This window comes from Cellulosimicrobium sp. I38E (assembly GCF_001647255.1).
In the GTDB taxonomy this organism is placed as follows: domain Bacteria; phylum Actinomycetota; class Actinomycetes; order Actinomycetales; family Cellulomonadaceae; genus Cellulosimicrobium; species Cellulosimicrobium cellulans_E.
This window is the reverse complement of sequence record NZ_LUAZ01000029.1, coordinates 40,255-67,015: the sequence shown is the minus strand read 5'-3', so window position 1 is coordinate 67,015 and position 26,761 is coordinate 40,255. Positions and strand designations below refer to the sequence as shown.

At 74.2% G+C, this 26,761-nt stretch carries 26 protein-coding genes; 14 read left to right on the top strand and 12 right to left on the bottom strand.

Annotation, left to right across the window (positions count from 1 at the left end; translation table 11 throughout):
* A partial coding sequence (locus A0J59_RS11200; RefSeq protein WP_220084468.1) for an ABC transporter permease occupies window positions 1-628 on the top strand: 628 nt, incomplete at its 5' end.
* Between the two features lie 76 nt (window positions 629-704).
* Here A0J59_RS11200 and nrdG read toward each other — a convergent pair.
* Both nrdG and nrdD read right to left on the bottom strand, forming a co-directional pair.
* The gene (gene nrdG, locus A0J59_RS11195) at window positions 705-1,316 is read right to left on the bottom strand and encodes an anaerobic ribonucleoside-triphosphate reductase activating protein (RefSeq protein ID WP_064316142.1); all 612 of its coding nucleotides are present in this window, start codon (window positions 1,314-1,316) and stop codon (window positions 705-707) included.
* Between the two features lie 3 nt (window positions 1,317-1,319).
* A complete protein-coding gene (nrdD, locus tag A0J59_RS11190) occupies window positions 1,320-3,518 on the bottom strand; it encodes an anaerobic ribonucleoside-triphosphate reductase (RefSeq protein ID WP_064316141.1) in 2,199 nt (732 codons plus the stop codon).
* A gap of 258 nt (window positions 3,519-3,776) precedes the next feature.
* Between nrdD and A0J59_RS11185 the strand changes: the two genes are divergently transcribed.
* Together A0J59_RS11185 and A0J59_RS11180 are read left to right on the top strand one after the other, a co-directional pair.
* Window positions 3,777-4,550, top strand: coding sequence for a YwiC-like family protein (locus A0J59_RS11185; protein ID WP_255365154.1), 774 nt, complete (start codon window positions 3,777-3,779; stop codon window positions 4,548-4,550).
* A 29-nt stretch (window positions 4,551-4,579) separates the two neighbouring features.
* Entirely contained in the window at window positions 4,580-4,963 is a 384-nt protein-coding gene (locus tag A0J59_RS11180; protein ID WP_064316140.1) for a MazG nucleotide pyrophosphohydrolase domain-containing protein, read from the top strand.
* Here A0J59_RS11180 and A0J59_RS11175 read toward each other — a convergent pair.
* On the bottom strand, window positions 4,938-6,164 hold the full coding sequence (locus tag A0J59_RS11175; protein ID WP_064316139.1) for a glycosyltransferase: 1,227 nt from the start codon (window positions 6,162-6,164) through the stop codon (window positions 4,938-4,940). The two genes, A0J59_RS11180 and A0J59_RS11175, sit on opposite strands and share 26 nt — an antisense overlap.
* A gap of 1 nt (window position 6,165) precedes the next feature.
* Window positions 6,166-6,780: a TetR/AcrR family transcriptional regulator gene (locus A0J59_RS11170; RefSeq protein WP_082918935.1), complete on the bottom strand. Its 615-nt coding sequence runs from the start codon at window positions 6,778-6,780 to the stop codon at window positions 6,166-6,168.
* Window positions 6,781-6,860: 80 nt separating this feature from the next.
* On the opposite strand from A0J59_RS11170, the gene A0J59_RS11165 reads away from it, so the two are divergent.
* From A0J59_RS11165 to A0J59_RS11155, 3 genes are all read left to right on the top strand, one after another.
* Window positions 6,861-7,391, top strand: coding sequence for a DinB family protein (locus tag A0J59_RS11165; protein ID WP_047231904.1), 531 nt, complete (start codon window positions 6,861-6,863; stop codon window positions 7,389-7,391).
* 83 nt (window positions 7,392-7,474) lie between these two features.
* Window positions 7,475-7,852 (top strand): hypothetical protein, encoded by a 378-nt coding sequence (locus A0J59_RS11160; protein WP_156532976.1) that lies wholly within the window; start codon window positions 7,475-7,477, stop codon window positions 7,850-7,852.
* Complete coding sequence (locus tag A0J59_RS11155; protein ID WP_064316136.1) at window positions 7,849-8,526, top strand: HAD hydrolase-like protein; 678 nt, start codon at window positions 7,849-7,851, stop codon at window positions 8,524-8,526. Before A0J59_RS11160 ends, A0J59_RS11155 begins: the two co-directional genes overlap by 4 nt.
* Before the next feature lie 72 nt (window positions 8,527-8,598).
* Here A0J59_RS11155 and A0J59_RS11150 read toward each other — a convergent pair whose 3' ends face one another.
* A complete protein-coding gene (locus A0J59_RS11150) occupies window positions 8,599-9,384 on the bottom strand; it encodes a cyclopropane-fatty-acyl-phospholipid synthase family protein (protein ID WP_064316144.1) in 786 nt (261 codons plus the stop codon).
* Between the two features lie 194 nt (window positions 9,385-9,578).
* On the opposite strand from A0J59_RS11150, the gene A0J59_RS11145 reads away from it, so the two are divergent.
* Together A0J59_RS11145 and A0J59_RS11140 are read left to right on the top strand one after the other, a co-directional pair.
* Complete coding sequence (locus A0J59_RS11145; protein ID WP_064316135.1) at window positions 9,579-10,412, top strand: MerR family transcriptional regulator; 834 nt, start codon at window positions 9,579-9,581, stop codon at window positions 10,410-10,412.
* Window positions 10,413-10,531: 119 nt separating this feature from the next.
* Complete coding sequence (locus tag A0J59_RS11140) at window positions 10,532-12,637, top strand: elongation factor G (RefSeq protein ID WP_064316134.1); 2,106 nt, start codon at window positions 10,532-10,534, stop codon at window positions 12,635-12,637.
* Here A0J59_RS11140 and A0J59_RS11135 read toward each other — a convergent pair.
* The 7 genes from A0J59_RS11135 to A0J59_RS11105 all read right to left on the bottom strand — a co-directional run bounded on the left by A0J59_RS11135 (window position 12,634) and on the right by A0J59_RS11105 (window position 20,221).
* Window positions 12,634-13,659, bottom strand: coding sequence for an Abi family protein (locus A0J59_RS11135; RefSeq protein WP_064316133.1), 1,026 nt, complete (start codon window positions 13,657-13,659; stop codon window positions 12,634-12,636). The two genes, A0J59_RS11140 and A0J59_RS11135, sit on opposite strands and share 4 nt — an antisense overlap.
* A gap of 235 nt (window positions 13,660-13,894) precedes the next feature.
* Window positions 13,895-14,767 carry a heme ABC transporter ATP-binding protein gene (locus tag A0J59_RS11130; protein WP_064316132.1) on the bottom strand — a complete coding sequence of 291 codons (873 nt, stop codon included), beginning with the start codon at window positions 14,765-14,767 and terminating at the stop codon, window positions 13,895-13,897.
* Window positions 14,764-15,774: an iron ABC transporter permease gene (locus A0J59_RS11125; RefSeq protein WP_082918938.1), complete on the bottom strand. Its 1,011-nt coding sequence runs from the start codon at window positions 15,772-15,774 to the stop codon at window positions 14,764-14,766. Before A0J59_RS11125 ends, A0J59_RS11130 begins: the two co-directional genes overlap by 4 nt.
* 152 nt (window positions 15,775-15,926) lie before the next feature.
* Window positions 15,927-17,198, bottom strand: coding sequence for a hemin ABC transporter substrate-binding protein (locus tag A0J59_RS11120; RefSeq protein ID WP_064316131.1), 1,272 nt, complete (start codon window positions 17,196-17,198; stop codon window positions 15,927-15,929).
* A gap of 234 nt (window positions 17,199-17,432) precedes the next feature.
* The gene (locus A0J59_RS11115; RefSeq protein WP_064316130.1) at window positions 17,433-18,101 is read right to left on the bottom strand and encodes a heme oxygenase (biliverdin-producing); all 669 of its coding nucleotides are present in this window, start codon (window positions 18,099-18,101) and stop codon (window positions 17,433-17,435) included.
* Window positions 18,102-18,201: 100 nt separating this feature from the next.
* Window positions 18,202-19,512 (bottom strand): MFS transporter, encoded by a 1,311-nt coding sequence (locus A0J59_RS11110; RefSeq protein WP_082379488.1) that lies wholly within the window; start codon window positions 19,510-19,512, stop codon window positions 18,202-18,204.
* Window positions 19,513-19,606: 94 nt separating this feature from the next.
* A complete protein-coding gene (locus A0J59_RS11105) occupies window positions 19,607-20,221 on the bottom strand; it encodes a TetR/AcrR family transcriptional regulator (protein WP_047231912.1) in 615 nt (204 codons plus the stop codon).
* A gap of 131 nt (window positions 20,222-20,352) precedes the next feature.
* Between A0J59_RS11105 and A0J59_RS11100 the strand changes: the two genes are divergently transcribed.
* The 6 genes from A0J59_RS11100 (at window position 20,353) to bsh (ending at window position 26,761) form a co-directional block, all read left to right on the top strand.
* Window positions 20,353-20,928, top strand: a complete 576-nt coding sequence (locus tag A0J59_RS11100) for a DinB family protein (protein ID WP_064316129.1) — start codon at window positions 20,353-20,355, stop codon at window positions 20,926-20,928.
* 89 nt (window positions 20,929-21,017) lie between these two features.
* Window positions 21,018-22,025, top strand: a complete 1,008-nt coding sequence (locus A0J59_RS11095) for a hypothetical protein (RefSeq protein WP_047231914.1) — start codon at window positions 21,018-21,020, stop codon at window positions 22,023-22,025.
* A gap of 652 nt (window positions 22,026-22,677) precedes the next feature.
* Window positions 22,678-23,769: a pirin family protein gene (locus A0J59_RS11090; protein WP_064316128.1), complete on the top strand. Its 1,092-nt coding sequence runs from the start codon at window positions 22,678-22,680 to the stop codon at window positions 23,767-23,769.
* Between the two features lie 10 nt (window positions 23,770-23,779).
* The gene (locus tag A0J59_RS11085) at window positions 23,780-24,604 is read left to right on the top strand and encodes a DUF5926 family protein (protein WP_064316127.1); all 825 of its coding nucleotides are present in this window, start codon (window positions 23,780-23,782) and stop codon (window positions 24,602-24,604) included.
* 187 nt (window positions 24,605-24,791) lie between these two features.
* Entirely contained in the window at window positions 24,792-25,697 is a 906-nt protein-coding gene (locus A0J59_RS11080) for a glycosyltransferase family 2 protein (RefSeq protein WP_082918934.1), read from the top strand.
* 116 nt (window positions 25,698-25,813) lie between these two features.
* Complete coding sequence (bsh, locus tag A0J59_RS11075; RefSeq protein ID WP_047231917.1) at window positions 25,814-26,761, top strand: choloylglycine hydrolase; 948 nt, start codon at window positions 25,814-25,816, stop codon at window positions 26,759-26,761.

The window sequence follows — 26,761 nt, the reverse complement described above, 5'->3', positions numbered from 1 at the left end:
GTTCGGGGGTGGCGGGGGCGGGTCGACCGCGGAGACGCTGCAGTGGTTCGTGCCCGGCGTGATCGTCATGATCTCGCTGTTCGGCACCTCGATGAGCGGGTCGAATCTGCTCTACGAGATGATGACCGGCTCCTACGAGCGGGTCCTCGCGACCCCGCTCGACCGCTCCGCGATCCTCGTCGGCCGCTCGCTCAAGGAGTTCGCGCCGCTCGTCGTGCAGGGCCTGCTCATCGCGCTGGTCTGCGTCCCGTTCGGGTTCACGCTCTACCCGCTGCACCTGCTCGTCGGGCTGCTGCTGCTCGGGCTGTTCGGCGTCGGCGTCGGCGCGCTGTCCATCGCGCTCGCGCTCGCCGCGAAGAACCGCGAGTGGCTGTTCTGGGGCGTGCAGCAGTCGCTGCTGTTCCCGCTCCTCATCCTGTCCGGGATGATGCTGCCGCTCGAGGCCGGCCCGGCGTGGATGCGCACGGCGGCGCTGTTCAACCCGCTGACCTACATCGTGGACGCCGAGCGCGCGCTGCTCGCCGGGACGTTCGCGAGCACGGACGTGCTGTGGGGCTTCGTCGCCGCGGCGGTGACGTGCGTCGTCGGCCTGTGGGTCGGCATCCGCCGCACCCGCAAGACCGTCTGACAGCACCCCGCCGCCGAGGTAGAGGCCTGGTACGCCGAGGTAGAGGCCTGGTCCATGACCACGCCTCTACCTCGGGCTACCAGGGCTCTACCTCGGCTTGCCGGGCCTCTGCTGGGGACTCGGACCCTGCTGCGCCGGGTCGTTGCCACGGGACGGCATGGCCGGTCGCGAGGGACGCCCGCGCGTCGAGCACGCGCTGGTTGGTGCTGCCGCGGAACGCGAGCGTGAGGTCGCGGCGCGCGAGCTCGAAGCGGCCGTCGACCAGCACGTCGACCTCGGCGATCAGCGCGCGCTGGTCCGGGGTGCCCTCTTGCAGCTCCTCGAGCGTGTAGCCCGTCCAGCACCACACGTCCTTGCGGTCGCCGTGCTCGGCGCGCAGCCGGCGCACGAGGCGCAGGCACACGCCCGTGTTGAGGAACGGTTCCCCGCCGAGCAGGGACAGGCCCTGCACGGCGGGGTGCCCGAGGTCGGCGAGGACCCGGTCCTCCAGGGCGTCGTCGTACGGGCGGCCGTAGCGGAAGCTCCACGCGGCCTCGTTGAAGCAGCCCGCGCACGCGAACAGGCACCCGCTCACGTACAGCGAGCAGCGCACGCCCTCGCCGTCGACCATGACGAACGGCTTGTAGTCCGCGACGTACCCCTGGCTGACGCGGTCCGAGCGCCAGCCGGGGCCGGGGGTGCGCGCCACTGGTCACGCCGACGCCGGGTCCGCCAGGTGCTTGACGCGCGCGGAGATCTCCGCGTGGCGGCCGTGCACCATGGGGCGCTGCTGCGGGTTGCCGAGGTACCCGCACGTGCGCTTCACGACGTCGCACGTGCGCGGGTCGGCGTTGCCGCACGACGGGCACGCGAAGCCCCGCGCGGTCGGGTCGAAGTCGCCCGTGAACCCGCACGCGTAGCAGCGGTCGATGGGCGTGTTGGTGCCGAGGTAGCCGACGCGGTCGTAGGCGTAGTCCCAGACCGCCTCCAGGGCCCTCGGGTTCTGCTGGAGCACGGGGTACTCGCAGTAGTGGATGAACCCGCCCGACGTGTACCGCGCGTACTCGGCCTCGAAGTCGAGCTTCTCGAACGGCGTCGGGCTCTTGCGGACGTCGTAGTGGAAGCTGTTCGTGTAGTAGTCCTTGTCGGTGATGTCGGGCACCGCGCCGAACCGCTCCCGGTCGAGGCGGCAGAACCGGTCGGTGAGGCTCTCGCTCGGCGTCGCGTAGACGCTGATCCGGTAGCCGAGCCGCGCCGTCCACCCGGCGGCGTGCGCGTGCAGGGACCGCAGCACGTCGAGCGTGAGCTCCTTGGCCCGCGGGTCGTGCTCCCAGGCGCCGCCGAAGAACGCCGCGGCGACCTCGTACAGCCCGATGTACCCGAGCGACACCGTGGCGCGGCCGTCGCGGAAGAGCCGGTCGACGTCGTCGCCGGGAGCGAGACGCTCCCCGAACGCCCCGTGGACGTAGAGGATCGGCGCGTTGCCCGGCGTCGCCTCCTTGCAGCGCTCGATGCGGAAGACGAGCGCGTCGTGCACGGTCTCCAGGCGCTCGTCGAGCAGTCGCCAGAACGCGTCGAGGTCGCCGTCCGCCTCGAGCGCGATGCGCGGGAGGTTGAGCGTCACGACGCCGAGGTTCATGCGGCCCTCGGAGACGTCGTTGCCGTGCTCGTCCTGCCAGCCCTGGAGGAACGACCGGCAGCCCATCGGCACCTTGAACGACCCGGTGAGCTCGACGATCTTGTCGTACGACAGCACGTCCGGGTACATCCGCTTGGTCGCGCACTCGACGGCGAGCTGCTTGAGGTCGTGGTTGGGGTCGCCGGGGTCGAGGTTCACCCCGCGGCGCAGCGTGAAGATGAGCTTGGGGAAGATCGCGGTGCGACCCTCGCTGCCGAGCCCGCGGATGCGGATCTGGAGGATCGCGCGCTGGATCTCGCGTTCCAGCCACCCCGTGCCGAGCCCGAACCCGACCGACGTGAACGGCGTCTGCCCGTTCGACGTGAACAGGGTGTTGATCTCGTACTCCAACGACTGCATCGCGTCGTAGATGTCCTTGCGCGTCTTCTCGCGCGCGTACTCCTCGTGGTTGGACTCGTCGGCGATCCAGCGGCGCGCGTCGGCGAGGTGCTTCTCCAGGTTGCGCTCGGCGTAGGGAGCGAGGAGCTCGTCGATGCGGTTGACCGAGCACCCGCCGTACTGGCTGGAGGACACGTTCGCGATGATCTGGCTGATCTGCGCCGTCGCGGTCTGGATCGAGCGGGGCGGCTCCACCTGGGCGTTCCCGATCCGGAAGCCGCTCGACAGCATCGACCGGAAGTCGATGAGGCAGCAGTTCGTCATGGGCGCGTAGGGGTGGTAGTCGAGGTCGTGGTAGTGCAGGTCGCCCTTCTGGTGCGCGTTCGCGACGTGCGGAGGGAGCATCCGCAGCCCGATCGCCTTGCCCACGGTCCCGGCCGTGAGGTCGCGCTGGGTGTTGAAGACCTCGCTGTCCTTGTTCGCGTTCTCGTTGACGACCGTGGAGTCCTTGTCCAGCAGCCGCACGATCGAGTGGTTGAGGTCCGTCGCGCGGCTGCGCGCGAAGTCGCGCTCCACGCGGTAGTCGATGTAGGCGCGCGCGACGTCGTACTCGTGCGACTCGAGCAGCACGTGCTCGACGACGCCCTGGATCTCGTAGATCTTGACCGCCCCGACGAACCGCGCGGCGATCTCCTCGTCGACGCGGCCCACGACCTCGTCGACGCGGCTCCGGTGCGCCGCGGTGAGGTCGCCGTGCACCTCCGCGAAGGCCTTCGTCACGGCGGCACGGATCCGGCCGTCGTCGAACGGCCGGCGTCGGCCGTCGCGCTTGAGGACCTCCAGCGTGGCGGTCGTGCTGCGCGGTGCTGCCTGGTCGAGCTCGATGGTGGTCATCGCTCGTCCCCTCTGCCCACCGAGTTCTCGTCTGCGTCCCGCAGGGGTTGCGAGACGGACCGCACCCCAACATGTGGGGTCTGGATCACGGCTGCGCCACCATATCTAGTCCGACAGCCGCGTGCGACGCCGATCCCCGGCGTGGCGGCGACCGCGGGACAGGTCGGGACGTTGGTCTCGTCGGGCAGGGTCGTGCGACCCGGCGGGGCGGGGATTTCTCGCGGTCGGCACCACGCGTCGCGGCGCTAGCGTCGGGGCGTGTCCCGACGTCCCCCCGGCTGGGTGCCGAACCAGCACGGCGCGTGGCCGATGCTGCTCCTGCCGTTCGTCGTCGGGACGGTCCGGGGGATCCAGGACGCCGGCTTCCGGCCGGTGACCGTCGCGCTGGGTGCGCTGTGGCTGGTCGGCTACCTCGCCTACTTCGCGGCCGGGCTCTGGCTGAAGTCGCGTCGTCGGGCTCGCTACCGGCGTCCGATGCTCACGTACGGCGCGGTCGCCGCGCCGCTCGGGCTGGTCGTGCTCGTGCTCGACCCCGCGCTCGCGCTCTGGGCCCCCGTGTTCGTCCCGTTCCTCGCGCTCGGCCTGTGGGCGTCGGCGCAGCGCACCGAACGGTCCGTCGCCGCGGGCGGCGCGATGACCGTCGCGGCGTCGCTCATGACGGTCGTCGCGTACGCCGCGTCCCGACCGCCTGGCACCCCCGTGCTGGTGGTCCCGGCGGAGGTCTGGCTCGTCGCCGCGCTCCTGCTCGCCTACCTCTTCGGCACGGTGCTCTACGTCAAGACGATGATCCGCGAGCGCGGCGTGCGGTCGTACGTCGTCGCCTCGGTCGCGTACCACGCGGGGGTCACCGTCGCGGCGGGGGTGCTCGCCGTCGTGCACGACCCCACGTGGTGGTGGGCGACGGCGTTCCTCGCCGCGGCGACGGCGCGCGCAGCGGTCCTGCCGGGACGACCGCTGAGCCCGAAGGCCGTCGGGATCGGGGAGATCGTCGCGACGGTGCTGCTGCTCGCCGTCGCGCTCGTGGTGCGGTAGCCCCGGGCGTGCGGTGGTTCACTGGCGCGATGGACGACGACGCGCCCCTCACGCTCGACGACCTCACGGAGCGCGTCGAGGCGATCTCCGCGCTCTACGCGCGCAAGTTCGCCGTCGAGCGTGACCCGGACTGGTTCATGCTCAAGCTCGCCGAGGAGGTCGGGGAGCTCACCCAGGCGTTCCTCGTCGCGACGGGGCGCACCCGCCCGCGCGGGGACGCGCCGTCCGGGGCTGCCCCTGACGGGGCTACCGGGCGCGACGGCGCGGCCTCGCCCCTCGCGGACGAGGTCGCCGACGTCCTGGCGCACCTGCTGCTGCTCGCGCGCTCCCAGGGCGTCGACGTCGACGCCGCGGTGCGGCGCAAGTGGCTCGTCTGGGAGGCGGAGCTCAGCGGTCGATCGACGCGGCGATGACCCGGGCGCTCGCGGCGGCGCCGTCCTCGCGGGCGTAGGCGTCGCGCACGCGCCCGGCCGCCTCGCGGAACCGCGGCTCGGTGAGGAGGCGCGTCACGGCGTCGGGCAGGGCGGTGGTCCCGGCCTGCTTCGGCGAGAGCGCGACGGCGTTGCCCTGCCGGACGCACACGTCGACGTTCCACACCTGCTCGGGTTGCAGCCCCATGCCGAGGAACGGCACGCCCGTGGCGCACGCCGTCTGCACGGTGCCCTGCCCGCCGTGCAGCACGGCGGCGTCGACGAGACCGCCCAGGCGGTGCGCGGGGAGCAGGTCGGTGACGTGGACGTTCGGGGGCAGGGCGTCGCCCTCGTGCAGGTAGTGCGCGACGGGCGCGACCACGTGGACGGGGAGGTCGCCGAGCCGTCGTGCGGCGGCGAGCGTGAGGTCGCGGCTCGCCGACGACCCGAGGCCGAGGTAGACGAGGGGCTCGGGCCGCGCGGCGAGCTCGTGGACGACGTCGGGGAGCGGGGTGTCGAGGTGGGCGAAGATCGGCCCGACCCGCTCGTACCCGGCGGGGAGCGTGTACCCCTCCAGCTCCCACGGCATGACGGTGAGCAGGTTGCGGTCGGCCTCCAGCAGCGACACGACCGTCCGCAGCGGCGGGACGCCGTGCGCGCGGGCCAGGGTGGCGAACGCGCGCGGGGCGAGGGGTGCGTGGTTGTACGCCCACCGCAGCGCGGTCGTCGCGACGCGGTCGAGCGCCCGCGTGGCGCGTCCCGTGCCGCGGACGAGGCCGAGGCGCGCCGTCTGCTCCACCTGCGGCCGGGTGAGGGCGAACGGGACGGGGTAGAAGAGCGGTACGCGCTCGGCCCGCGCCGAGATCATGGACGTCGGGTTGGTGCCGATGACGACGGCCGCGGCCTGCACGTCGCGGATCAGCGCGCGCTCGGCGTCGACGCGCGCGGCGACGAGCTCGGCGGTGAACGGGTTGCGCAGCGTCCGGCCCTGGTCGAACCGCAGCGCGAGCGCCCGGTCCGCGGGCGTGAACGCGGGTCGCTGGGACCGGTACTCGAACCCGGCCTCGGCGACGAGGTGGGCGAAGTCGTCCTCGTAGCCCATGAAGACCGGCGTGTGCCGGGCGGGAAGGGCGCGGGCGACCTCGATCATGCGCGTGACCTCGGCGAGGTTGAACGTGATCGGGCAGAACACGACGGCGGCCATGTCAGCCCCTCTCGGTCGGGCGGGTCGGGGGTGCGACGGCGTCGCGCAGCATGGCCAGCGCCGCGCGCGTGGCGTCCGCGCCGGCGTCGCCCCGGGTGAGGGCCCACGCGTCGACCGCGAGGAGCGCGGCGAGGGCGACGTCGGTGAGCAGGTCGGGCGGGACGTCGTCGCGCAGCACCCCGAGCTCCTGGCCCCGCTCGACGTAGGCGCGGGCGACGGCGGCCCAGCGGTCGCGGAGCGCGCGGAGCGCCGCGTCGGGCTGCGCGCGGTGGGCGAGGAGCCCGAGCGCGCGGGCCTCCGGGTGGTCCGCGAGCGAGCGCTCGAGCCCGGCGGCGGCGCGGGTCAGGGCGTCGAGGTAGGTGGTCGCGGTGAGCGTCGCCGGGTCGGGCAGGGCGAGCGCGTCGTCCACGATCGTCGCGAGACGGGCCAGGACGTCGTCGTAGAGCGCGCGCTTGTCGCCCACGTGGTGGTACACCGAGCTCTTGGCGACGCCGGACGCCTCGACGATCCGGTTGAGCGACGCGCGCTCGAAGCCGAGCCGGGCGAACTCCTCCGCGGCGGCCTGCCGCAGCCGGGCGTGGGCGGCGGGGTCCATCGGAGCGCGGGGGCGGGCCATGAGCAGGACCGTAGCATTCCTGAACCGATCCGGTCTAGGAACCCGAGGTGCCGGAGGGGAGCCCCCGCTAGGGTGACGCCGTGACCGACCACCGCACCGACCCGCCCGTCAGCGCCGACGAGGTGGCCACGCTGCGCGGCTTCCTCGACTTCCACCGCGACACGCTCCGCTGGAAGACGTCGGGCCTCGACGCGGCCGAGCTCGCCCACCGGCTCCGGCCGTCGTCGATGACGCTCGGCGGGCTGCTCAAGCACCTCGCGTTCGTCGAGTCCCAGTGGTTCTCGCAGGTGCTCCTCGACGAGCCGCTCATGGCGCCGTTCGACACCGCGGACTGGGCCGACGACCGCGACTGGGACTGGACGACGGCGGCGGGCGACTCCCCGGAGGAGCTGCGCATGCTGTTCGACCGGGCGGTCGCGGCGTCCGACGCGATCCTGGACGACGCGCTCGCCGACGGCGGCCTGGACCGGCTGAGCGCGCGGCCCGACCGGCACACGGGCGAGCGCTGGAACCTGCGCTGGATCCTCGTCCACATGATCGAGGAGTACGCCCGCCACAACGGCCACGCCGACCTGCTCCGCGAGGCGATCGACGGGACCGTCGGGGAGTAGCGTCCGGCGGCGGACGCCGTGACCCGTGCGGCGTACCGGGTCGATGGTTGCTCTAGGCACCTCGGGCCGGGACGATGGCCGGCGTGACCGCTCCCGAGCAGCCCTCGTCCGTTCCCTCTCCGCGCCGACCGCGCGTCGCGACCGTCGTGCTCGCCGCGCTCCTCCTGGTCGGCGTCGGGCTCCTGGTCGCCGCGTCCTGGGTGGCGAGCCGCCCTGCGTCGTTCGGGTGGTTCGCGTACGCCCCCGTGTCCGGCACGGCGTTCGTCCCGTCCGGCGTCTTCGGGATCGGACGCGCGGCGTTCCTCGCCGGCGCGGGCGCCCTGCTCGTCGGCGGCGCGGTCGGGTTCCTCGTCGGGCGCGCCACCGCGCCGACGGTGCCCGGAGGCTCCGGAGCCGCCGGCCGGGGTCCCGAAGATCCCCGCACGTCGGGCCCCACCGGCGACGAGGCGTCGGCCGGATGAGCGCGCGCGACGACCTCGTCCTGCTCGACCTCGACGGCACGCTCACCGACTCGGCCCCCGGCATCCTCGCGTCGGTGCGGCACGCGTACGGCGCGCTGCGGCTCCCGGTCCCCGCCGAGCCGGTGCTCCGCGGCTTCGTCGGCCCGCCGCTCGGGGAGTCGTTCGCGGCGCACGGCGTGCCGGTAGACCGCGTGGCCGACGCCGTGGCCGCCTACCGCGACGTGTACACGGCGGGGAACCTCCTCGACAACGCGGTCTACCCCGGCATCCCCGAGTGCCTGACGGCGCTGCGTGGCGCCGGGCTGCGCCTCGCCGTCGCGACGTCGAAGCCGGAGCCGATGGCACGGCGGATCGTCGAGCACTTCGGGCTCGACGCGCACCTCGACCGCGGCCTCGACGACGTGTTCGGCGCGACGCTCGACGGGACGCGCAGCAGCAAGGCCGACGTCGTCGCGCACGCGCTCGCGTCGCTCGACGCGGCCCGGCGCGTGGTCATGGTCGGCGACCGCGAGCACGACGTCCTCGGCGCCGCCGCCCACGGGGTCCCGTGCGTCGGGGTCGCGTGGGGCTACGCGCGCCCGGGCGAGCTGGCCGCGGCGGGGGCGACGGCGGTCGTCGGGACGCCGGCCGAGCTCGCGACCGTCCTGCTCCGCCGGGCGCCGCTCGCGGCCTGACGGGCCAGCGCCGACCCGGACGGCGGGGCCGGTGCTCAGGCGCGCGAGAGAGCGACGGCTGCGGGGCAGCGCTCAGGCGCGCGCGAGCACGACGACGGGCGCGAGGAGCCCGGCGCGCGTCGCTGCGACGTTGTTGCTGATCCGCGTGACGAACTCCTGGCCGAACACGACGACGAGGCCGTCCTGCCCCGGGCCTCCGGCCGCGGCGAGGGCCGCCCGGCGGTCGTCGACGCGCAGGACGTCGAACCCGGCCGCCGTCAGCGCGCGGCCGTAGTCGTCCGGGGTCTCGACGAACGACGACCCGGCGTCGACCGCCCAGGGCATCGGGAAGGGCAGGTCGCCGGCCCCGACCCGCATCTGCTCGAAGAGCCCGAACGGACTCCCGGGGCGCAGCACGCGGTGGATCTCCGTGAAGAGGGCCGTCTTGTCCGGCACGTTCATGCCGACGTGGACGAGCATCGCGCGGTCGTGCGACGCGTCGTCGCAGGGCAGCCGGTCGCCGTCGCCCAGCGCGAACGTGACGAGGTCGGCGAGCCCCGTCCGTGCGGTGAGCTCGCGGGCGGCGTCGACGAAGTCCGGGCTGAGGTCCACGCCGGTGACGTGGCAGCCGTGCCGGTGCGCGGCGAGCCGCGCCGGTCCGCCGAGCCCGCTGCCGACGTCGAGCAGGGTGGTGCCCGGCGCGAGCCCGAGGAGGTCGAGGAGGGCGGCGGTCGACGTCGCGCCCCCGGCGTGGAGCTCGTCGTACGGGGCGAGCGCGTCGACCGTCACCGGTCCGTCGCCGGCTCCCGCCGCGGCCAGGAGGCGGGCCGCGAGGTCCTTCCCCGCATAGTGCTGCCGCACCTGCTCCGTCGTGGCCATGGCGGCCTCCGTGCTCGTCGCGCGTCCACCCACGGGCGCTCTCTCTCGACCGTACGCCCGTCGTCTCCGCCCCGCCGGTCCGCCGCGCGGTTCGTCGTGAGGGTGTTGACCTTGACGTGACGTCAAGTTCTAGCGTGGTTCTCGTTGCCGCACGAGGCGCCCCGAGACACCGAGACCGTGAGAGGAGGCGGGCGATGCACCCCGCAGGGACGACGAGCGAGCGCACGGCCGACTGGTCCATCCAGGAGGTCGCGCGCCTCGCCGGCACGACGAGCCGCACCTTGCGCCACTACGACGCTGTGGGGCTCCTGCGCCCGAGCCGGGTCGCGTCCAACGGTTACCGGCACTACGACGCGGACGCGCTCGTGCGTCTCCAGCGGATCCTGCTCCTGCGCGACCTCGGCCTCGGGCTCCCCGCGATCCGGGAGGCGCTCGACGGGGCGTCGGACGCCGGGGGCGACGGACCGCCGTCGGGCACCGCCGAGCGCGACGCCCAGGTGCGGGCGCTGCGCGACCACCTCGAGTGGCTGCGGGCGGAGCGGCAGCGGCTGGCGCGGCAGATCGCGTCGGTCGAACGGACGATCACCACGATGGAAGGAGGTGGCGAGCTCATGGCGGACGACATGTTCGACGGGTTCGACCACACGCAGTACCAGGCCGAGGTCGAGGACCGCTGGGGCAAGGACGCGTACGCGCGCGGGCACTCCTGGTGGAGCGGCTTGAGCGAGGCGGAGAAGTCGGCGTTCACGGACCGCGTCGAGCGGCTCAACGGCGACTGGACGGCGGCGGCGGAGGCCGGCGTCGACCCGGCGTCGGACGAGGCGCAGGCGCTCGCGCGGCGCCACGTCGACTGGCTGCAGGCCGTGCCCGCGAACCCGGCGCACGAGCCCGGGCCGCTGCGGGGCTACCTGCTCGGCCTCGGCGAGATGTACGTCGGGGACCCGCGGTTCGCGCTCAACTACGGCGGCGTCGAGGGCGCGACGTTCGTCCGCGACGCCCTGCGCGTCTACGTCGAGCGCAACCTCTGAGGAGCGCCGACGCGGGGGGATCCCGACCCGGGACCATCGGCCCGGGCGGGATCACCGTGACGTCACTAGCCTGGAACCCTGGCGGGACACGGCGCCCCGCCGCCCGCCAGGAGGCACCCATGGCCACGACGTCGACGTCCACCGGCCCGGCCACGACCCGCAACGTCGCCCTCGTGGGGCACAGCGGGTCGGGCAAGACCACGCTCGCGGAGGCGTTCCTCCATCGCGCGGGCGCGATCCCGCGGGCCGGGTCCGTCGCCGAGGGCACGACGGTCTGCGACCACGAGCCCGAGGAGGTCGCGCGCGGCATCTCGGTGAGCCTCGGCGTCGCGCACCTGGACTGGCGGGCGCCCGACGGTGTCACGCACCAGGTCACCCTGCTCGACACCCCCGGGTCCCCGGACTTCGCGGGGTCCGTGGACGCGGCGCTCGCCGTGGCCGACCTCGCGGTCGTGGTGGTGAGCGCCGTCGACGGGGTCCAGTCGGGCACGGAGGAGGTCTGGCGGCGCTGCGACGAGGCGGGGATACCCCGCCTCGTCGTCGTCTCCCAGGAGGACCGCGCGCGGGCGAGCTTCCGCACCGTGCTCGCCGCGCTGCGCGGCGCGCTCGACGCGCCGTTCGTGCCGCTCGAGCTCCCGCTCGGCGAGGAGCAGTCGCTGCACGGCGTGGCCGACGTCCTCACCGAGCGCGCGCGGGAGTACGACGGCGACGGGCGCACCCACGAGGAGGACGTCCCCGCCGACGTGCGCGACGAGGAGCACGCGCTGCACGACGAGGTCGTGGAGGAGATCGTCACGCACGACGACGACCAGCTCGAGGCGTACCTCGCGGGCGACGAGCCCGGCGCGGCCGACCTCGAGCGCACGCTCGCGCACGAGGTGCTCACGGGCGAGGCCGTGCCGGTGCTGCTCGCGTCCGCGGTGACGGGCGTCGGCGTGGACCGCGTGCTCGACCTCGTGTGCGAGCTGGGGCCGTCGCCCGCGGACCGGGCGGCCGTCGTGGCGCTGCCCGACGGCGCGGGGTCGGCAGGTGCCGACGGGTCCCCGTCGGAGGGGGCGACGACGGAGGTCGCTGCGGACCCCGCGGCCGACGCGCTCGTGCACGTCTTCCGGACGGTCGTCGACCCGTTCGTGGGCCAGGTGTCGGTGTTCAAGGTGCTCTCGGGGTCGGTCGCGACGGGCGACCGGCTCGTGAGCACCGCGACCGGCGCCGAGGACCGCGTGCACGGGCTCTTCCGGCTGCGCGGGCGCGAGCACGTCGCGGTCGACCGCGTGGTCGCGGGCGACGTGGCCGCCGTCGCGAAGCTCTCGGCCGCCTCGACCGGCACGCTGCTGGCGGCGCGGCGCGCGCCCGTCTCCGCGCGCGACCTCCCCGAGCGACCACCGGTGTACGCGGTCGCGCTGCGACCCGTGTCCCAGTCCGACGACGACAAGCTGTCCTCGGCGCTGACCCGCCTGCGCGCCGAGGACCCGACGCTGCACGTCGACCTCACCGGGTCGCAGGCCGTGCTCGGGGGCCTCGGCGACACCCACCTCGCCGTCGCGGTCGAGCGGCTGGAACGCTCGTTCGGCGTGCGCGTCACGACCGAGCCTGTCCAGGTCGCGTACCGCGAGACCATCACGCGCGCCGTCGAGGTCGAGGGCAAGGTGAAGAAGCAGTCGGGCGGGCACGGGCAGTTCGCCGTCGTGCAGCTCCGCGTGTCGCCGCTCCCGCGCGGCGAGGGGTTCGAGTTCGTCAGCTCCGTCGTCGGCGGGTCGGTGCCGCGCCAGTACCTCCCCGCCGTGGAGCGCGGCGCGCGCGAGGCCATGGAGAGCGGCGGGCCGCACGGCTACCCGGTCGTCGACCTGCGCGTCGAGGTGCTCGACGGCAAGGCCCACTCCGTCGACTCCTCCGACATGGCGTTCCGCACCGCGGGCGGCGCCGGGGTGCGCGAGGCGCTGGCCGCAGCGGGCACGGTCGTGCTCGAGCCCGTCTCGGCGGTGTCCGTGACCGTCCCGTCCGACGCGCAGGGCGACGTCATGGGCGACCTCTCCGCACGCCGCGGCCACATCACCGCGAGCGACTCCCTGCCCGACGGCCGCGTGCGCGTCGATGCACTCGTGCCCGAGGCCGAGCTCACCCGCTACGTCCTCGACCTGCGCTCGATCACCGGTGGGCGCGGGTCGTTCACGGCCACCCCCGACCGCTACGAGGTGCTCCCGGGTGGGGTGGGAGCGAGCCGCTAGAGACGGTCGTCTTGACGAGCAGTGCTCACGGCAGCGAGGCGTTCGGACCAGAACGGGTCCGAGCGCCAGTCCGGCGGGATGCCCATGCCCTTCAGCGGTACCTCGGGGTGCTGGTCGAGCAGGGCGCTCAGCCGACGCGCCCAGGACGAACGGGGTGACACCACGGCCAGCACACTCTGAAGAGAGGCGAGCACGGGATAGAGGCGTTTTCGGCGATCGGAGGACGAGAGCACCTCTGTGTCGGTGAGCCAGCCTACCGAGGGTGACGTCGGGATCGCGGGATAGACGCCGAGCCCGACGTTCCACAGCCTCCCGTGGTGCGCGCAGACGTTTCTCACCCGCACGTACGTGCGCAGCCACGACAGCAGTACCGGTCCTGGGAGGCCCAGCGGCTGCGCCACACGACCGATGTCGGTGGCGCGCTGCAGGTTGCTGACGAGGCCAGACAACTGGCCCAGGGTGAGCATCTCGACCATCAGCCACGACGGCGGAAGGGCTGGCTCTCCGTAGGTCGTCAGGTAGTGCTCCAGTGCCGAGGCGTGAGCGAGGTCGCCGCCGGCGGACTCCGGCGCGCTAGCCAGCCGGTCCTCACAGGTCTTCCGGACCATCTCCAAGAACCACTGATGCCGACGCTCGTCTCTGAAGTGCTCCGGCTCGCAGTACCAGAAAGGGCCACCGCGGTGCACGGACATGTGGTCGGTGAGACTGGACCGGACGGCGACCTCGATGCGCTCCAGGGCGTCCATGACCAGCAGGCGGAGTTTGCGGTCGAAGACGTACAGGTCGAGCACATGGTCGAACGTTGTTCCGGTTCGCAGCGCCTCGGCGGTCGGATCCTCGCGGAAAGGGATGAGGTAGGGCGAGAACCGGTAGTAGCCTACGTGGCGGAGGTACCGGACGGTGCGATCCGGGTCCGTGACGACGAGTCCGCGCTCGACCATTCTGGCGACCAGCTCGTCGTGCGTGAGCGCAGGCTTGGAGAAGTGATGCGGCCCTCGAGGTCGCGGCTGCCGTGTTGGCATTGCTCTCTTTGCCCCCTGCGCAGAGAAAATCCCCCGGGTTGCGCATCGTGGAGAGGCGTGGGGGATGTAGTGCTCCCGACCCTATCGTTCATGAGCACGAACAACAACGGTGGCGTTCGTCATCGGACGATCGCCGGATCGAGGAACTACGACGACGGTCGCCTGCGTGGACGTCGGGGCGGGGTGACGTCCCGTCGCGGGTGCCCTCCATAGCGTTGACAGAGCCGGACCGCAGTCAACGGCGCGGCAGGACGATCGGTGCGCCGCCGCCGGGGTGGTCGACCACCTCGACGGGGTAGTCGTAGACGCCGCTCAACAGCTCGGCGGTGAGGACGTCGCGCGGTCCGCCGTCGGCGACGACGCGTCCGCCCGCGAGGACGGTGACCTGGTCGGCGTACGCGGCCGCGAGCGAGAGGTCGTGCACGACGACGACCACCGCACCGCCCGCGGCGGCGTGCGCCCGCGCGAGCTGGAGCACGAGCTCCTGGTGCTTGAGGTCGAGCGCGGCGGTCGGCTCGTCGAGCATGAGGAGCGACGTGCGCTGCGCGAGCACGCGGGACAGCGCGACGCGCGCCTTCTCGCCGCCGGACAGCGACGTGAAGTGCCGGTCGGCGAGGTGCTCGACGTCGGTCGCGGCCAGGGCCTCGGCGACCGCGGCGTCGTCCTCGTCCTCGAACGGGGTGCCCCGCCACGGCGAGCGGCCCATGCGCACGACGTCCACGGCGGTGAACGGGAAGCTCAGCGAGACCTGCTGGAGCATGACGGACCGACGTAGCGCGAGCTCGGTGGGTGTCCATGCGCGCAGGGGGCGCCCGTCGACGACGACGTCCCCGGCCTCAGGGACCAGGTCGCCCGTGAGCACGGCGAGCAGGGACGACTTGCCCGCGCCGTTGGGGCCGAGCAGCGCGCGGACCTCGCCCGCGCGGACGTCCACGGACACGTCGCGCAGGATCGGCGCGTCGCCGAGCGTGAGGGAGACCCCGTGCGCGGCGGTGACCACGTCGCCGGGCGCGACGGGCCCGGGGAGGCGGGACCGCCGTCGGGCACCGGTGACCGCGGTCCGCAGCGAGCCGAGGAACGAGGAGCCCTCGTGGCGCAGGTCGCTCATGCCCAGCCTCCCTGGCGCGAGCGCGTGCGGCGGAGCAGGTAGAAGAAGAACGGCCCGCCGACGAGCGACGTGATCATGCCGAGCGGCAGCTCGACGTTCGCGACGGCGCTGCGCGCGAGGAGGTCGGCGGCGAGCAGCACGACGGCGCCGCCCAGCACGGACGCCGGGATGAGCGTGCGGTGGCTCGGCCCGCACACCATGCGCACGAGGTGCGGCACGACGAGCCCGACGAACGCGATGATCCCCGTGAACGCGACCCCGGCGGAGACGAGCAGCGCGACGAGCACGATGACGAGCTGCCGCAGCCGCTCGACGTCGACGCCCAGGTGCTGCGCGGCGCGCTCGCCGAGCGCGAGGAGGTCCATCTTGCGGCGCACGAGCATCGCGCCCGTGACCCCGACGACCGCGATCGGCAGCACGACCGCGACGGACTGCCACGTCGCGCCGCCGAGCGACCCGAGCTGCCAGAACACGATCTGCTCGCGCGCCGCCGGGTCGGCGACGAACGTGAAGAACGCGAGCATCCCGCCCGCGAACGCGTTGACCGCGATGCCCGTGAGCACGAGCGTCACGACCTCCGTCCGCCCGCCGGCGCGCGCGAGCGCGTAGACGACGAACGTCGTGACCAGACCGCCGAGGAACGCCGCCCCGGCGACCCACGTGCCCGGCACGAGCGCGCCCGCGGTGACGATGACCGCGCACGCGCCCACGGCCGCGCCCGACGACACCCCGATGACACCCGGCTCCGCGAGCGGGTTGCCGAACACGCCCTGCATGAGCGCGCCCGAGCAGGCGAGCGCGGCACCGACGACGATCGCCATCACAACGCGCGGGAACCGCACGACCCACAGCGCGTTCTCGCCCTGCGGGTGCGACGGCATGGGCCCCCAGTCGAGCCCGACGTGGTGCGCGAGCGAGCCCAGCACCTCCGCGGGGGACACGGGCACCTGACCCGTCATGCCGGACACGACCGTGAGCACCGCGAGCGCGACGCCCAGGCCGACCATGAGCCAGCGCGCGGCCCGGCGGCGCTGCTGCCCGACGGCGGGGCCCACCCGGGCGGGCCGGTCGCCGGAGCGGGGGGCGTCGTCGGGCGCGGTGGCGTCCTCGGGTACAGGCGCGTCCTCGGGCGTGCCGAGGGAACGGGTGAGGGGCGTGCTCACGAGGCCGGGAGCTCCGGCGCGGGCACCCCGTAGAAGGCCTCGACGAGCGATGCGATCGTGGACCCGGTGCGGGGGCCGAACGTGAGGAGGCGCGAGCCGTCCATGTCGACGACGCGGCGCGCCTCGCCCGCGGGCGTCTGCACGAGGCCGGGGATCGCCATCATGGCGTCGAGGCCGCCCATCGACTCGAGCCCGTCGGTCATGACGAGGTACGCGTCGGGCGCGGCGCTGATGATCGCCTCGCTCGTGACCGGCGCGTACTGCTGCGTCAGGCCGATCGCCGTCCCGGCGTCCTCGCCGCCGACCTCCTGGATCAGGTCGTCGGCGCCCGAGCCGGGCCCGAACAGCATCTTGATGTTCGACCCGCGCAGGTAGAGGAACGCGACGCGGGGGTTCCCCGTGTCCCGCGGGACCGCGCCGAGCGCCGCGCAGATCTGCCGGTCCGTGCGCTCGACGAGCGCCTCGCCCTGCGCGGGCACGCCGAGCGCGGTCGCGACGGCGCGGATCCGGTCGTCGACGCCGTCCAGCGTGCGCGCCTCGTCGAAGTAGACGACGGGGATGCCCGAGCTCTCGAGCTGTCCGCGCACGTCGTCGGTGAGGATCGTCGCGTCGGTGAGGATCACGGACGGGTCGAGCCCGAGGATCGCCTCGACGTCGAGCGCGTGCCCCGCGCCCGTGACCACGGGGACGTCCGCCGCCTCGGGGAAGCCGGTCGGCAGGTCGCGCCCGACGACGTTGGCGCCCAGCCCCAGGCTGTAGACGATCTCGCCCAGCGTCCCGTACAGGTCGACGGGGATGATGCGGCTCACGTCGGTGATCTCGACCGTCCGGCCGTCGACCGACTCGACCGTGACGGGGAGCTGCGGGGCCGGTGCGTCCGCGATCGGGTGGATCGCGTCGTCGGCGAACGTCGCGCTCGTGGGCCCGGTGGGGAACGACGCCGGGTCGACGTCGGAGCCGCCGCCCGCGGCGCGCGACTCCCCGAGCGTCGTGCAGGTCGGCGCGCCCGTCTGGTCGGCGGTCTCCGCGGGCGCCGCCTCGACGGGCGCGGCGTCCTGGCTCTCCTCCGCCGACGGCGTCGCGGGCGGCTCGTAGGGGAGCGGCGCGCACGCGGCGACGAGCCCCAGCGCGACGACGGCCCCCGCCCCGACCAGCGCCGTCACCGTCCGTCGCGCCCGACCGCGCGCGGTGCCCGACGGACCCGAGGGTGACGTCGAGCGGCTCGTCGTCGAGCCGGGGTGCAGCGCGGAGCGGGCAGCGTGAGGCATGGGGAGTCTCCAGGGAGCGGTGCGCGGGAGGGCGCGACCCGGCGAGGCCGTCGCCCGCCCCAGGTAAGACGAGCCTAACCTGGCTTGGAGCCGGCCTCGACCGCCTCGCGAGTAACGCGCCTCACGCGAACGGCGCGAACCGAACCCACCTCGACCGAGGAGAACCCGACTCCCTCGAGGAAGGGTCGTGGTCGGCCGAGGCAGAGCCCCGGCCGACCGGGCTCTATCTCGAGGTCAGGGGTGGGCGGCGCCCAGGTCGGCGAAGAGGTCGCTGTTGAGGCGGAAGGCGCGCTTGGCCTCGGCGACGGTCTCGTCGAGCTGCTCGGGCGTGAGGACGAGGCCGTCGAGGCGCTCGCGGTAGACGTCCTTGAACGGCTTGGACTTGGGGATCTCGACGAACGTGTAGAACGCGAGGCCGTCGCCCGAGAGCCCGTAGTGGCGCTCGAGCATGCGCTTGATGATCTGGCCGCCGGAGAGGTCGCCGAGGTAGCGGGTGTACGCGTGCGCGGCGTATGCGGGCAGCGACGCGCCGACCGCGCGCAGGCGCGCGACGTAGCGCTCCGTCGCGGGGTGGACGGTGATGCGCTCGGCCCAGTCGGCGCCGACGAGGAACGCGAGGTCCTTCTCGATCTCGGGGGTGCGCGTGAGCTCGTCGAAGACGAGCGTCGAGCCCTGGGCGTCGGCGCGCATCGCTGCGCTCGAGTCCTCGAGCGCGCCGTAGATCGCCCACTGCTGCGCCGCGAGGTCGGCGTACGCCGCGACGTCGAGCTGCCCGGACATGAGCCGCTCGACGAAGCCGGAGCCCTCCGCCTGTTCGTGCTCCGGGCGCGTGCCCTCGCGCAGGCGCAGGGACAGCGGCACGGTCTCGTCGGCGCGGTCGAGGTCGTGGGTGAGAGCAGTCACGGGTGGCTCCTGCGGGTGTGCGTGGGTCGGTCTGCTGCTCGTCCTGACGCAGTGTCATGACGATGCGTCAGGAACTGTAACCCAGCCAGGTGAGGCTTGCCTATCCTCTGTCCGGGATCTGGTCCACGTCCTCCGGGTCGGGGAGCCCGGCGAGGAACCGGAAGCCGAGCAGTGCGACCAGGCTGCCCAGACCGCCGCCGACGACGAGCGGGGTCGCCAGGTCCGCGCGGGCCAGGAGCCCGCCGAGGAACGCGCCGAGCGGCATCACCCCCCACAGGAGAGTCCGCCAGGTGCCGTGCACGCGGCCGAGCAGGCGGCCGGGGATCATCGCCTGGCGCAGCGACATGACGAGCACGTTCCACACCGTGACCGCCCCCGAGCTCACCGCGAACAGGGCGGCGCCAGCGGCCACCGCGGCGCCGGAGCCGGGCAGGAGCGGGGCAAGACCCAGGAGCACGAGGACGACCGTCGAGACCAGGTTCGCGACGGCCATCGTCGGGCCGGTCCCGAAGCGTTCCTTGGCGGGGTTCGCCACGGCCGCCGCGACGAGCGACCCGGCAGCCCCGACGAGCAGGAACGTCCCGTACCAGGCCTCGGGGACGCCCAGCACGTCGAGCACGTAGAGCACGATCGTCGCGGTCGCGGCGGAGAAGCAGAGCCCGACGACGATCGAGAGCAGCCACAGCGGCCGCAGGGTCGGGTGCGCCCACAGGTAACGGAACCCGTCCCCGAGCTGGCGGAACCAGGGCGGCGCGGGCTCGGCCCCCTCGACGGCCGCGGTCCGGTGCTCGCCCGCGGCGACGGCGGGCAGGAACAGCGCGAGCGCCCCCGCGACGGCGTAGGCGGCCGCGCCGGTCCCGAGCGGTACGACGACGGCGACCGCGAACAGCGCCGACGTGAGCGGCGCGGAGAGGAAGTTCTGGACGGTGATCTCGCCCGCCTCGATGCGCGAGTTCGCGCGGGGGAGGTCGGCGGGCCGCACGATCGAGGGCAGCACCGCGCGGATCGCGCCGTCGTACACGGTCTCGAGCGCGCCGTAGAGGAAGACGACGGCGTAGAGCCACCAGATCGTCAGGGTGCCCGTCGCGGCCAGGGCGACGAGCCCGAGGGCGAGGACCGTGCGCGCGCCGTTCGCGAGCGCGAGCGCGTGCCGGCGGTCGACGCGGTCGAGGAGGACCCCGGCGGGGATCGCGAAGAACAGCCACGGCAGAAGCGAGACGGCGGCGATGCCGGACACGAGGAACGGGTCGTCGGTGAGCCGGGCGGCGAGCAGCGGCGACGCGACACGCGCGATGCCGTCGCCCAGGCTGGAGCTGAGGTTCGCGGTGAAGACGTTCCGGAACGGCGCGCCGAGCCCGGTGCGCACCCGGGCGGGGGCGTCGGGGAGCCTGCGGCGGCGGAGGGTCGGCACCTCCCGAGGCTAGGCGACGGTTGCCGGGGGCATCACGCGCTCTCCGCTGCTTCTGCTCGGGGGAGAAGGGGTGAGGGCGGCCGGTTCGGGCGCGTCAGTGCGCGAGCGCGGGTGAGGTCGCGTCGGCCCCGACGGCGCGCAGCACGAACGCCTCGGTCGCCTCGATCGCCTGCTCGCGCGCGGCCGGGTCGTCGGGAACGAGCCGGCCGGAGAGGCACGCGTTGACGAGCTGCACGGTGGTGTCGATGTCCTGCTCGGGGAACTCCCCGACCTCGATGCCCGACGCCACGATGCGACGCAGGATCGTCTCGACGAGCTCGGCGTGCTCGCGCAGGCGCTGGCGCGTCGTGCGCGAGAGCACGGTGCGCAGGTCCGGGCCCGGGGCCAGGTGGAAGATGCGCTTGAGCTGGGCCTGCTGGCGGATGTACGTGCGGAGCTGCTCGACGGGGTCGTCCACGTCCTCCAGCGCCCGCTCGAGCGTCCCGACGTACTGCTCCGTCTCGTGGGTGATGAACCCGAGGAGCAGCGCCTCCTTGTCCGGGAAGTGGTTGTACACCGCGGTCCGGCCGACGCCCGCGGCGGCGGCGATGTCGGCGAGGGAGATGGCGTCGAAGCCGCGATCCATCATGAGGGTCGAGAGCGCCGCGAAGAGCTTCTGCCGGGTCTGGGCGCGGTGCTCGTGGAGGGACCCTCCGATGATCTTGGGCATGCTGACATCATAGGGAGGTCGTGTCAGAACGCTAATCGGCTCCTGCGGACGGCGACCGGGCCGCGGCGGAGTCGCCAGCAGCCGCCAGCGGGCGTCCCCGGGCGCGCTCCGCCATCTGGCACACTGCCGCCATGGACACCACCGCGTCGCCCGACGGCGTCCCCGCCACCGCCCCGGACCCGGACTTCCCGCCCGTCCCCGCGGACACCAAGGACTGGACGTGGGTCATGGAGCGACCGTGCCCGGAGTGCGGGTTCGTGGCGGCCGAGGTGACGCCCGACCGCGTGGGCGCCGCGGTGCGCGACGCGGTCCCGCGCTACGTCGCCGCGCTGGGCCGCGAGGACGTGCGCGTGCGCCCCGACGCCACGACGTGGTCCGTGCTCGAGTACGCGGCGCACGTGCGCGACGTCTTCTCCGTGTTCGACGTGCGCGTCCAGTCGATGGTCGAGGGCGACGACCCGCGGTTCGCGAACTGGGACCAGGACGCGACGGCGGTCGAGGAGGACTACGCGCACCAGGACCCGGAGATCGTCGCGCGCGAGCTCGCGATCGCGGGCGACCGGGTCGCGGGCCGCTTCGACGCGCTCGTCCCCGACCAGTGGGAGCGCCCCGGGCGGCGGTCGAACGGGTCCGTGTTCACGGTCCGCACGCTCGGCCAGTACTTCGTGCACGACGTCGTCCACCACCTGCACGACGTCGGCGCCTGACCGGACGCACGGCACGTGCCGTGGCAGGAGATGCACGGCCGTGACACGGGCGTAACATCCCGGCATTCCGGACGCCCTACGGTCCGGTCATGGACGCCACCGTCGCCGGCCTCGTGCCGGACGCGCACGCGGGAGCGCACCTTCTCGCGGTGCCTCGTTCCCGCGGTGCGGCTCGAACGCCCGTGGACACCCTCGCACGCGCCTGGTTCGCGGACGCGGCGTGGACGACGCCGCCCGGCGGCGGGGGAGCGACCCGCCCCATGGTCGGCGCGCGGTTCCGGGGCGTGGTGCCCGACGGCGTGGTGACACCGGGCGAGCTCCGGCTCGCCGAGGGCGCTCGCGTCGTCGGGCCCTTCCCGCTCACACCCCCGCAGACGCAGGCGCTCGACCTCGCGGGCGGGAGCGCCGAGGCGTTCGCGCTGCACGTGGACGACCCCGCCCCGCGCGGCGCGCCGGTCCCGCTCTCCGACGACCGGGACGGTCTCGCGCGGGCGTTCGCGGCAGGGCTGCCCCAGGGCGTCGAGCTCCAGGTGCTGGGCTGGGCCGTCGCGGCGGCGCGGCGCGTCGGGGGCGCCGTCGTCGCGGACGGCCGGACGGTGCTCACGCCCGACCCCGCCTCGGGGGTCGACCTCACGCTCTACAGCGCCCAGGTGCTCAGGCCCGACGACGCGCTCGGCGTCCTGCGCACGACGGTCCCGAGCGCGCGCGTCGTCGCGGTCCACCCCCGCCCGGACGGTCTCGCGGAGTACGTGCTGTCGGGAGAGACCCCGTACGACGGCGCGGTCCGGCTGGCGGCGCAGCGCGTGCCGCAGGTGCCGCTCGCGCTCGGCGCGCTCGACTGGCGCGAGCACGGCCCCCACGCCTACCGCGTCACCTGGGTCCCGCAGGACCCGTACGAGCTCGAGGTCGAGCGCCCCTCGGGGCTGCACGTCATCGCGCGCTCGCGGGCCCGGGTGCTCGTCGCACGGCTCGCGGCGATGCTCCAGGGGCGCCTCGCGGGGACGCTCGTGGATGACGGCGGCTTCGTCGTGCGGGACCTCGACCTCGACGAGCGGCTCACGCCGACGGCGACGCCGACGACGCAGTTCTGGGTCTGACGGGCGGCGTGCGCACGAGGCGCGCACCCTGACCGAACCGGGCGTGTCGGCCGGGCGAACTGTCCACAGATTTCATCCACAGGGTTGTGGGTTCCGTGGGAACGGCGCGGTGCCGCCTGTGGACGAACCTGTGGCCTTCGCGAGTGGCCAAATGACATCGCTGGGAACTCTTGCAGGCCCCCCGGGTGAGGACTACAAACGTGCCTAACGGCCCGGACGGGCGCAGACGGACGACGGTGTTCCGGCACGCAGTACGCAGGGGTCTCCCGGCCCCGCCTGGAGCGCACGACGGCCCGGCGCGAACGCCAGGGCACGGCTGACCGGAGAACGGTGGACGACCCGCGACCCCCTGCTGCGGGGCTGCGCGCGACGGCGCAGGTTCCGACCGGACCCGGAAGGCCGACCGCGATCGGCGTCAGCGCGCCTGCCCGGGGCATCCGGGCCGGGCGCGCGGGCGCCGGGCCGCCACGTCGCGAGCGGCGCCCCGACGGGCCACCGGCCCGACCGCCCCGGGGTCGCGCGGACACGGCGAGGCCCCTCGGAATCCTGCTCCGAGGGGCCTCGCTGCCATTCTCCCGCGGGCGTCCCGCGACGCGAAGACCCGTCCGCGGGCCGGTAGGCCGGGTCCGTCCGCCGCGCCTACGCTCGTGCCATGAGCAACCTCGAGACCCGGCCCGAGGAGCGCGTCTGCTCCGCCGGGACCCGTCACGGCGAGGACGCCGGCGCGGCGCCGACCGTGGAGATCCTCGATCACCGCGACGTCCCGCTCGGGGGTACGCGCGCCATGCGGGTGCGGCGCACGATCCCGCAGCGCGCGCGCTCGCTCGTGGGGGCGTGGTGCTTCCTCGACCACTACGGTCCGGACCCGCTGCCGGCGATCGGCGACGGCACCGACGGCATGCAGGTCCCGCCCCACCCGCACACCGGCCTCCAGACCGTCACGTGGCTGTTCGCCGGCGAGATCCTGCACCGGGACGCCGTGGGGTCGCTCCAGACCGTGCGCCCCGGAGAGCTCAACCTCATGACCGCGGGCCGTGGCATCTCCCACTCGGAGGAGTCGCCGCGCGGCGTCCGCCCTCCGGTCCTGCACGGGGTCCAGCTCTGGGTCGCGCTCCCGGGCGACCGGCTGACGGACCCGCCGGCGTTCGAGCACCACGCCGACCTGCCGGTGGTCGAGGTCGCAGGCGCCCGGGTCCAGGTCTTCGTCGGGAGCCTGCGCGTCGCGGGCGCGGAGCTGCGCTCGCCCGCGACGACGTACTCGCCGCTCGTCGGGGCGCAGGTCGACCTGGAGCCCGGCGCGCGCGTCACGCTCGACGTCGACCCGGCGTTCGAGCACGGCCTGCTCGTGGACGACGGGGCGGTGCGTCTGGAAGGCGACGAGGTCCCGCCCTCGTCGCTCGGGTACGTCGCCCCGGGGCCCGCGACGCTCACGGTCGAGGCCGGGCCCGACGCGCCGGCGCGGGTCGTGCTCGTGGGCGGCGAGCCGTTCGGCGAGGACATCGTCATGTGGTGGAACTTCGTCGGCCGGTCGCACGACGACGTCGCCCGCGCCCGCGCGGACTGGCAGGCGCAGCTCGTGGTCACGGGCGGCGAGGGGCCGAACCACGGCGGGACGCGGTACGCCGACGGCGCGCGCGCCGGGCGCTACGGCGAGGTCGTCGGGTACGACGGCGGCCCGCTCCCCGCGCCCGCGCTGCCCGACGTCCGCCTGCGGCCCCGCACCCGGCCGGTGGGGCGCCAGTAGACTGCCGCGCATGGCCAAGAACACCACGCCCGACTTCGTGCTGCGCCCGTTCGAGGGGCTCCCCGGCGAGACCGACTGGGTCGCGATGCGCGAGGTCGTGCCCTCGGCCACCGCGACCGCCCGCACGACCGCGGAGCACGGCGCGCGCGACGTCACCGTCGTCACCGTCCTCCCCGCGGGCTGGGCCGCGCTGCACCGGCAGGACGGCGCGATCCTCCTCGCGGTCCAGACGCTCGCGGGCTCGGGCGACACGAGCCGCGACCTCGCCGCCGCGCTGCTCGAGGCGATCGACGCCGAGCCCGGCACGTCCATCGAGACGAGCGCGCTGCCCGACGCCGGCCCGCGCCTCCAGGACGTCCTCGACCTCTCCGTCCCGTTCGACGTCACGGTCCACGAGGACTTCGCGTTCTGGCTCGACCCGGCCGAGGAGATCACGCCGGACCTGCGCGCCTCGCTCGACCAGGCGGCCGAGTCGATGGTGCCCACGGTCAAGCTCGACGCCGTCCCCTCGGCGTACTGGTGCCGCATGTCGCGCGAGTTCCTGCGCTGGGCCCGCCCGGAGCCCGAGGACGCGCTCATCGACGCGATCTCGCGCCTGCACGCGCGGCGTGAGTCGGGCCTCGCCGGCGGCAAGTTCGTCGGCGCGTTCCGGTCGAGCGGGCTGCTCGTCCCGGTGTGGGAGCTGGCGCGCGGGACGGAGGCGGACGAGCTCGAGGGCCCGGTCGCCGAGCTCGACGCGCTCCTCACCGAGGCGCTCGCCGTCACGGAGCCGCTCGACGCGAACGAGCGCCGGGCGCGGGCGGGGATCGTGTCGCGCCAGGTGACCCTGCGCTGACGCCGACCGGCCGGCCGACGGCCCGACGAGCAGCCCGCCGACGCCCCTGTCGGCGGGCTGTCGCGTCGAGTAGGATCCGGGGGACCTGGGAACGCAGCCCGGTCGTCCTGCGAAGATCCCGAGCGGATCTGCTGGTGGAACGACGACACTTCTGCGGCCAACTCTTTGCACTACTAGGCTGGACGGCGTGAACGCGGACCATCGGTCGACTGAGTCGGGGAACAACACGGGCAGTGCACCTGCACCTGCACCTGCCGCTGCGGGCTCGGCGAGCACGCCGCCGCCGACGTACCTCTCGGCGTCCGGCACGCGAGCACGCACCCCGCGCCCGACGGTCGGCGACGGCCGGACCGGCCGCGCGGTGCGCCAGCGCGTCGCCGTGATCGTCCCGGCGAAGGACGAGTCCCGGCGCATCGCCGCGACGGTCCGCGCGGCCAAGGCGATCCCGCACGTCGACCTCGTGCTCGTCGTGGACGACGGGAGCGAGGACGACACCCAGCACGTCGCGCGCGAGGCGGGGGCCGTCGTCGTGCGCCACTCGCACAACCGCGGCAAGGCCGCGGCCATGGAGACCGGCGCGGCCGTCGTCGCGATGCGCGACGCCGCCGACCGCCCCCCGCGACTCCTGCTCTTCATCGACGGCGACCTCGGCGAGACCGCCGTGAACACCGCGCCGCTCGTCGCGCCCGTGCTCGACGGGTACGCGGACCTCGCGATCGCGCTGCTCCCGCCGCAACCGGGCGCGGGCGGCCGGGGGATCGTCGTCGGGGCAGCGCGCCGCGCGATCCAGTCGCTCACGGGGTGGACCCCGACGCAGCCGCTCTCGGGCATGCGCTGCCTCACGCGCGAGGCGTTCGAGGCCGCGACCCCGCTCGCACGCGGCTGGGGCGTGGAGACCGGCATGACGATCGACCTGCTCCGCAAGGGGTACGTCGCCGTCGAGGTGCCGTGCGACCTGCGGCACCGCGCCTCGTCCAACGACCTCAAGGGCCAGCTCCACCGGGCCGCGCAGTACCGCGACGTGCTCCTGGCCGTGAACGCGCGCAAGATGCGCTCCGCGGTCGACCGGGTGCGGGCCGCCGACCAGCACTGACGTCCCGCGGGTGGCGAACGTCTCCCGGGGATCCCACCCTGGGTGGACGGGCACCGTGCCGTGCCCGGTGGCCCGCGTCCGCGCGAGGCCGGACCGACGACGACGGGGGCATCGCCATGTGCACGGGGATCAGGTTCTCGGACGGCCGGGGGAGCGTCTACCTCGCGCGGAACCTCGACTGGACGAGCGGGTACGGGCAGCGGGTGGTGCTGACGCCCACCGGGTACGCGCCGAGGTCGCCGTTCGGCGCGGTGCCCGGCATCCGCCACGCGACGCTCGGCATGGGCATCGTGGCGGAGGGGACGCCGCTCTACTTCGACTGCGGCAACGACGCGGGCCTCGCCGTCGCGGGGCTCAACTTCCCGGGGTACGCGGCCTACGCCCCCGGCCCGGTCGACGGCGCGGTCAACGTCGCCGCCTACGAGCTCCCGCTGTGGGTGTGCTCGCAGTTCGCGACGGTGGACGAGGTGGAGGCCGCGCTCCAGGACGTCGTGGTCGTCGACCGGCCGATCAACGAGACCTACCCGAGCTCGATGCTCCACTGGATCGTCGCCGACGCGACGCGCGCCGTCGTCGTGGAGCACACGGCGGACGGCATGCACGTGTTCCACGACGACGTCGACGTGCTCACCAACCAGCCCGGGTTCGGGTGGCACCACGAGAACCTGCGCAACTATCTCAACGCCTCGCCCGACTTCCCCGGGGACACGGAGCTGGGCGGGGCGGTCCTCACCCCGTTCGGCTCGGGCTCGCACATGCGCGGCATCCCGGGGGACTACTACTCGCCGTCGCGGTTCGTCCGCGCCGCCTACGTCAACGCCCACTACCCGACCCAGGAGAGCGAGGAGCAGAACGTCAGCCGCGCCTTCCACACGCTGCAGCAGGTCGCGATGGTCGAGGGGAGCGCCGTGATGGCGTCGGGCGAGTCCGAGATCACCGTCTACACGGGACTCTTCTCCTCGCGCACGTCGACCTACTACTGGAACACCTACGAGGACCCGGCCGTACAGAGCGTCGCGATGGCCGACCTCGCGGTGGGCGGCACCGAGCTCGTCCTCGCGTAG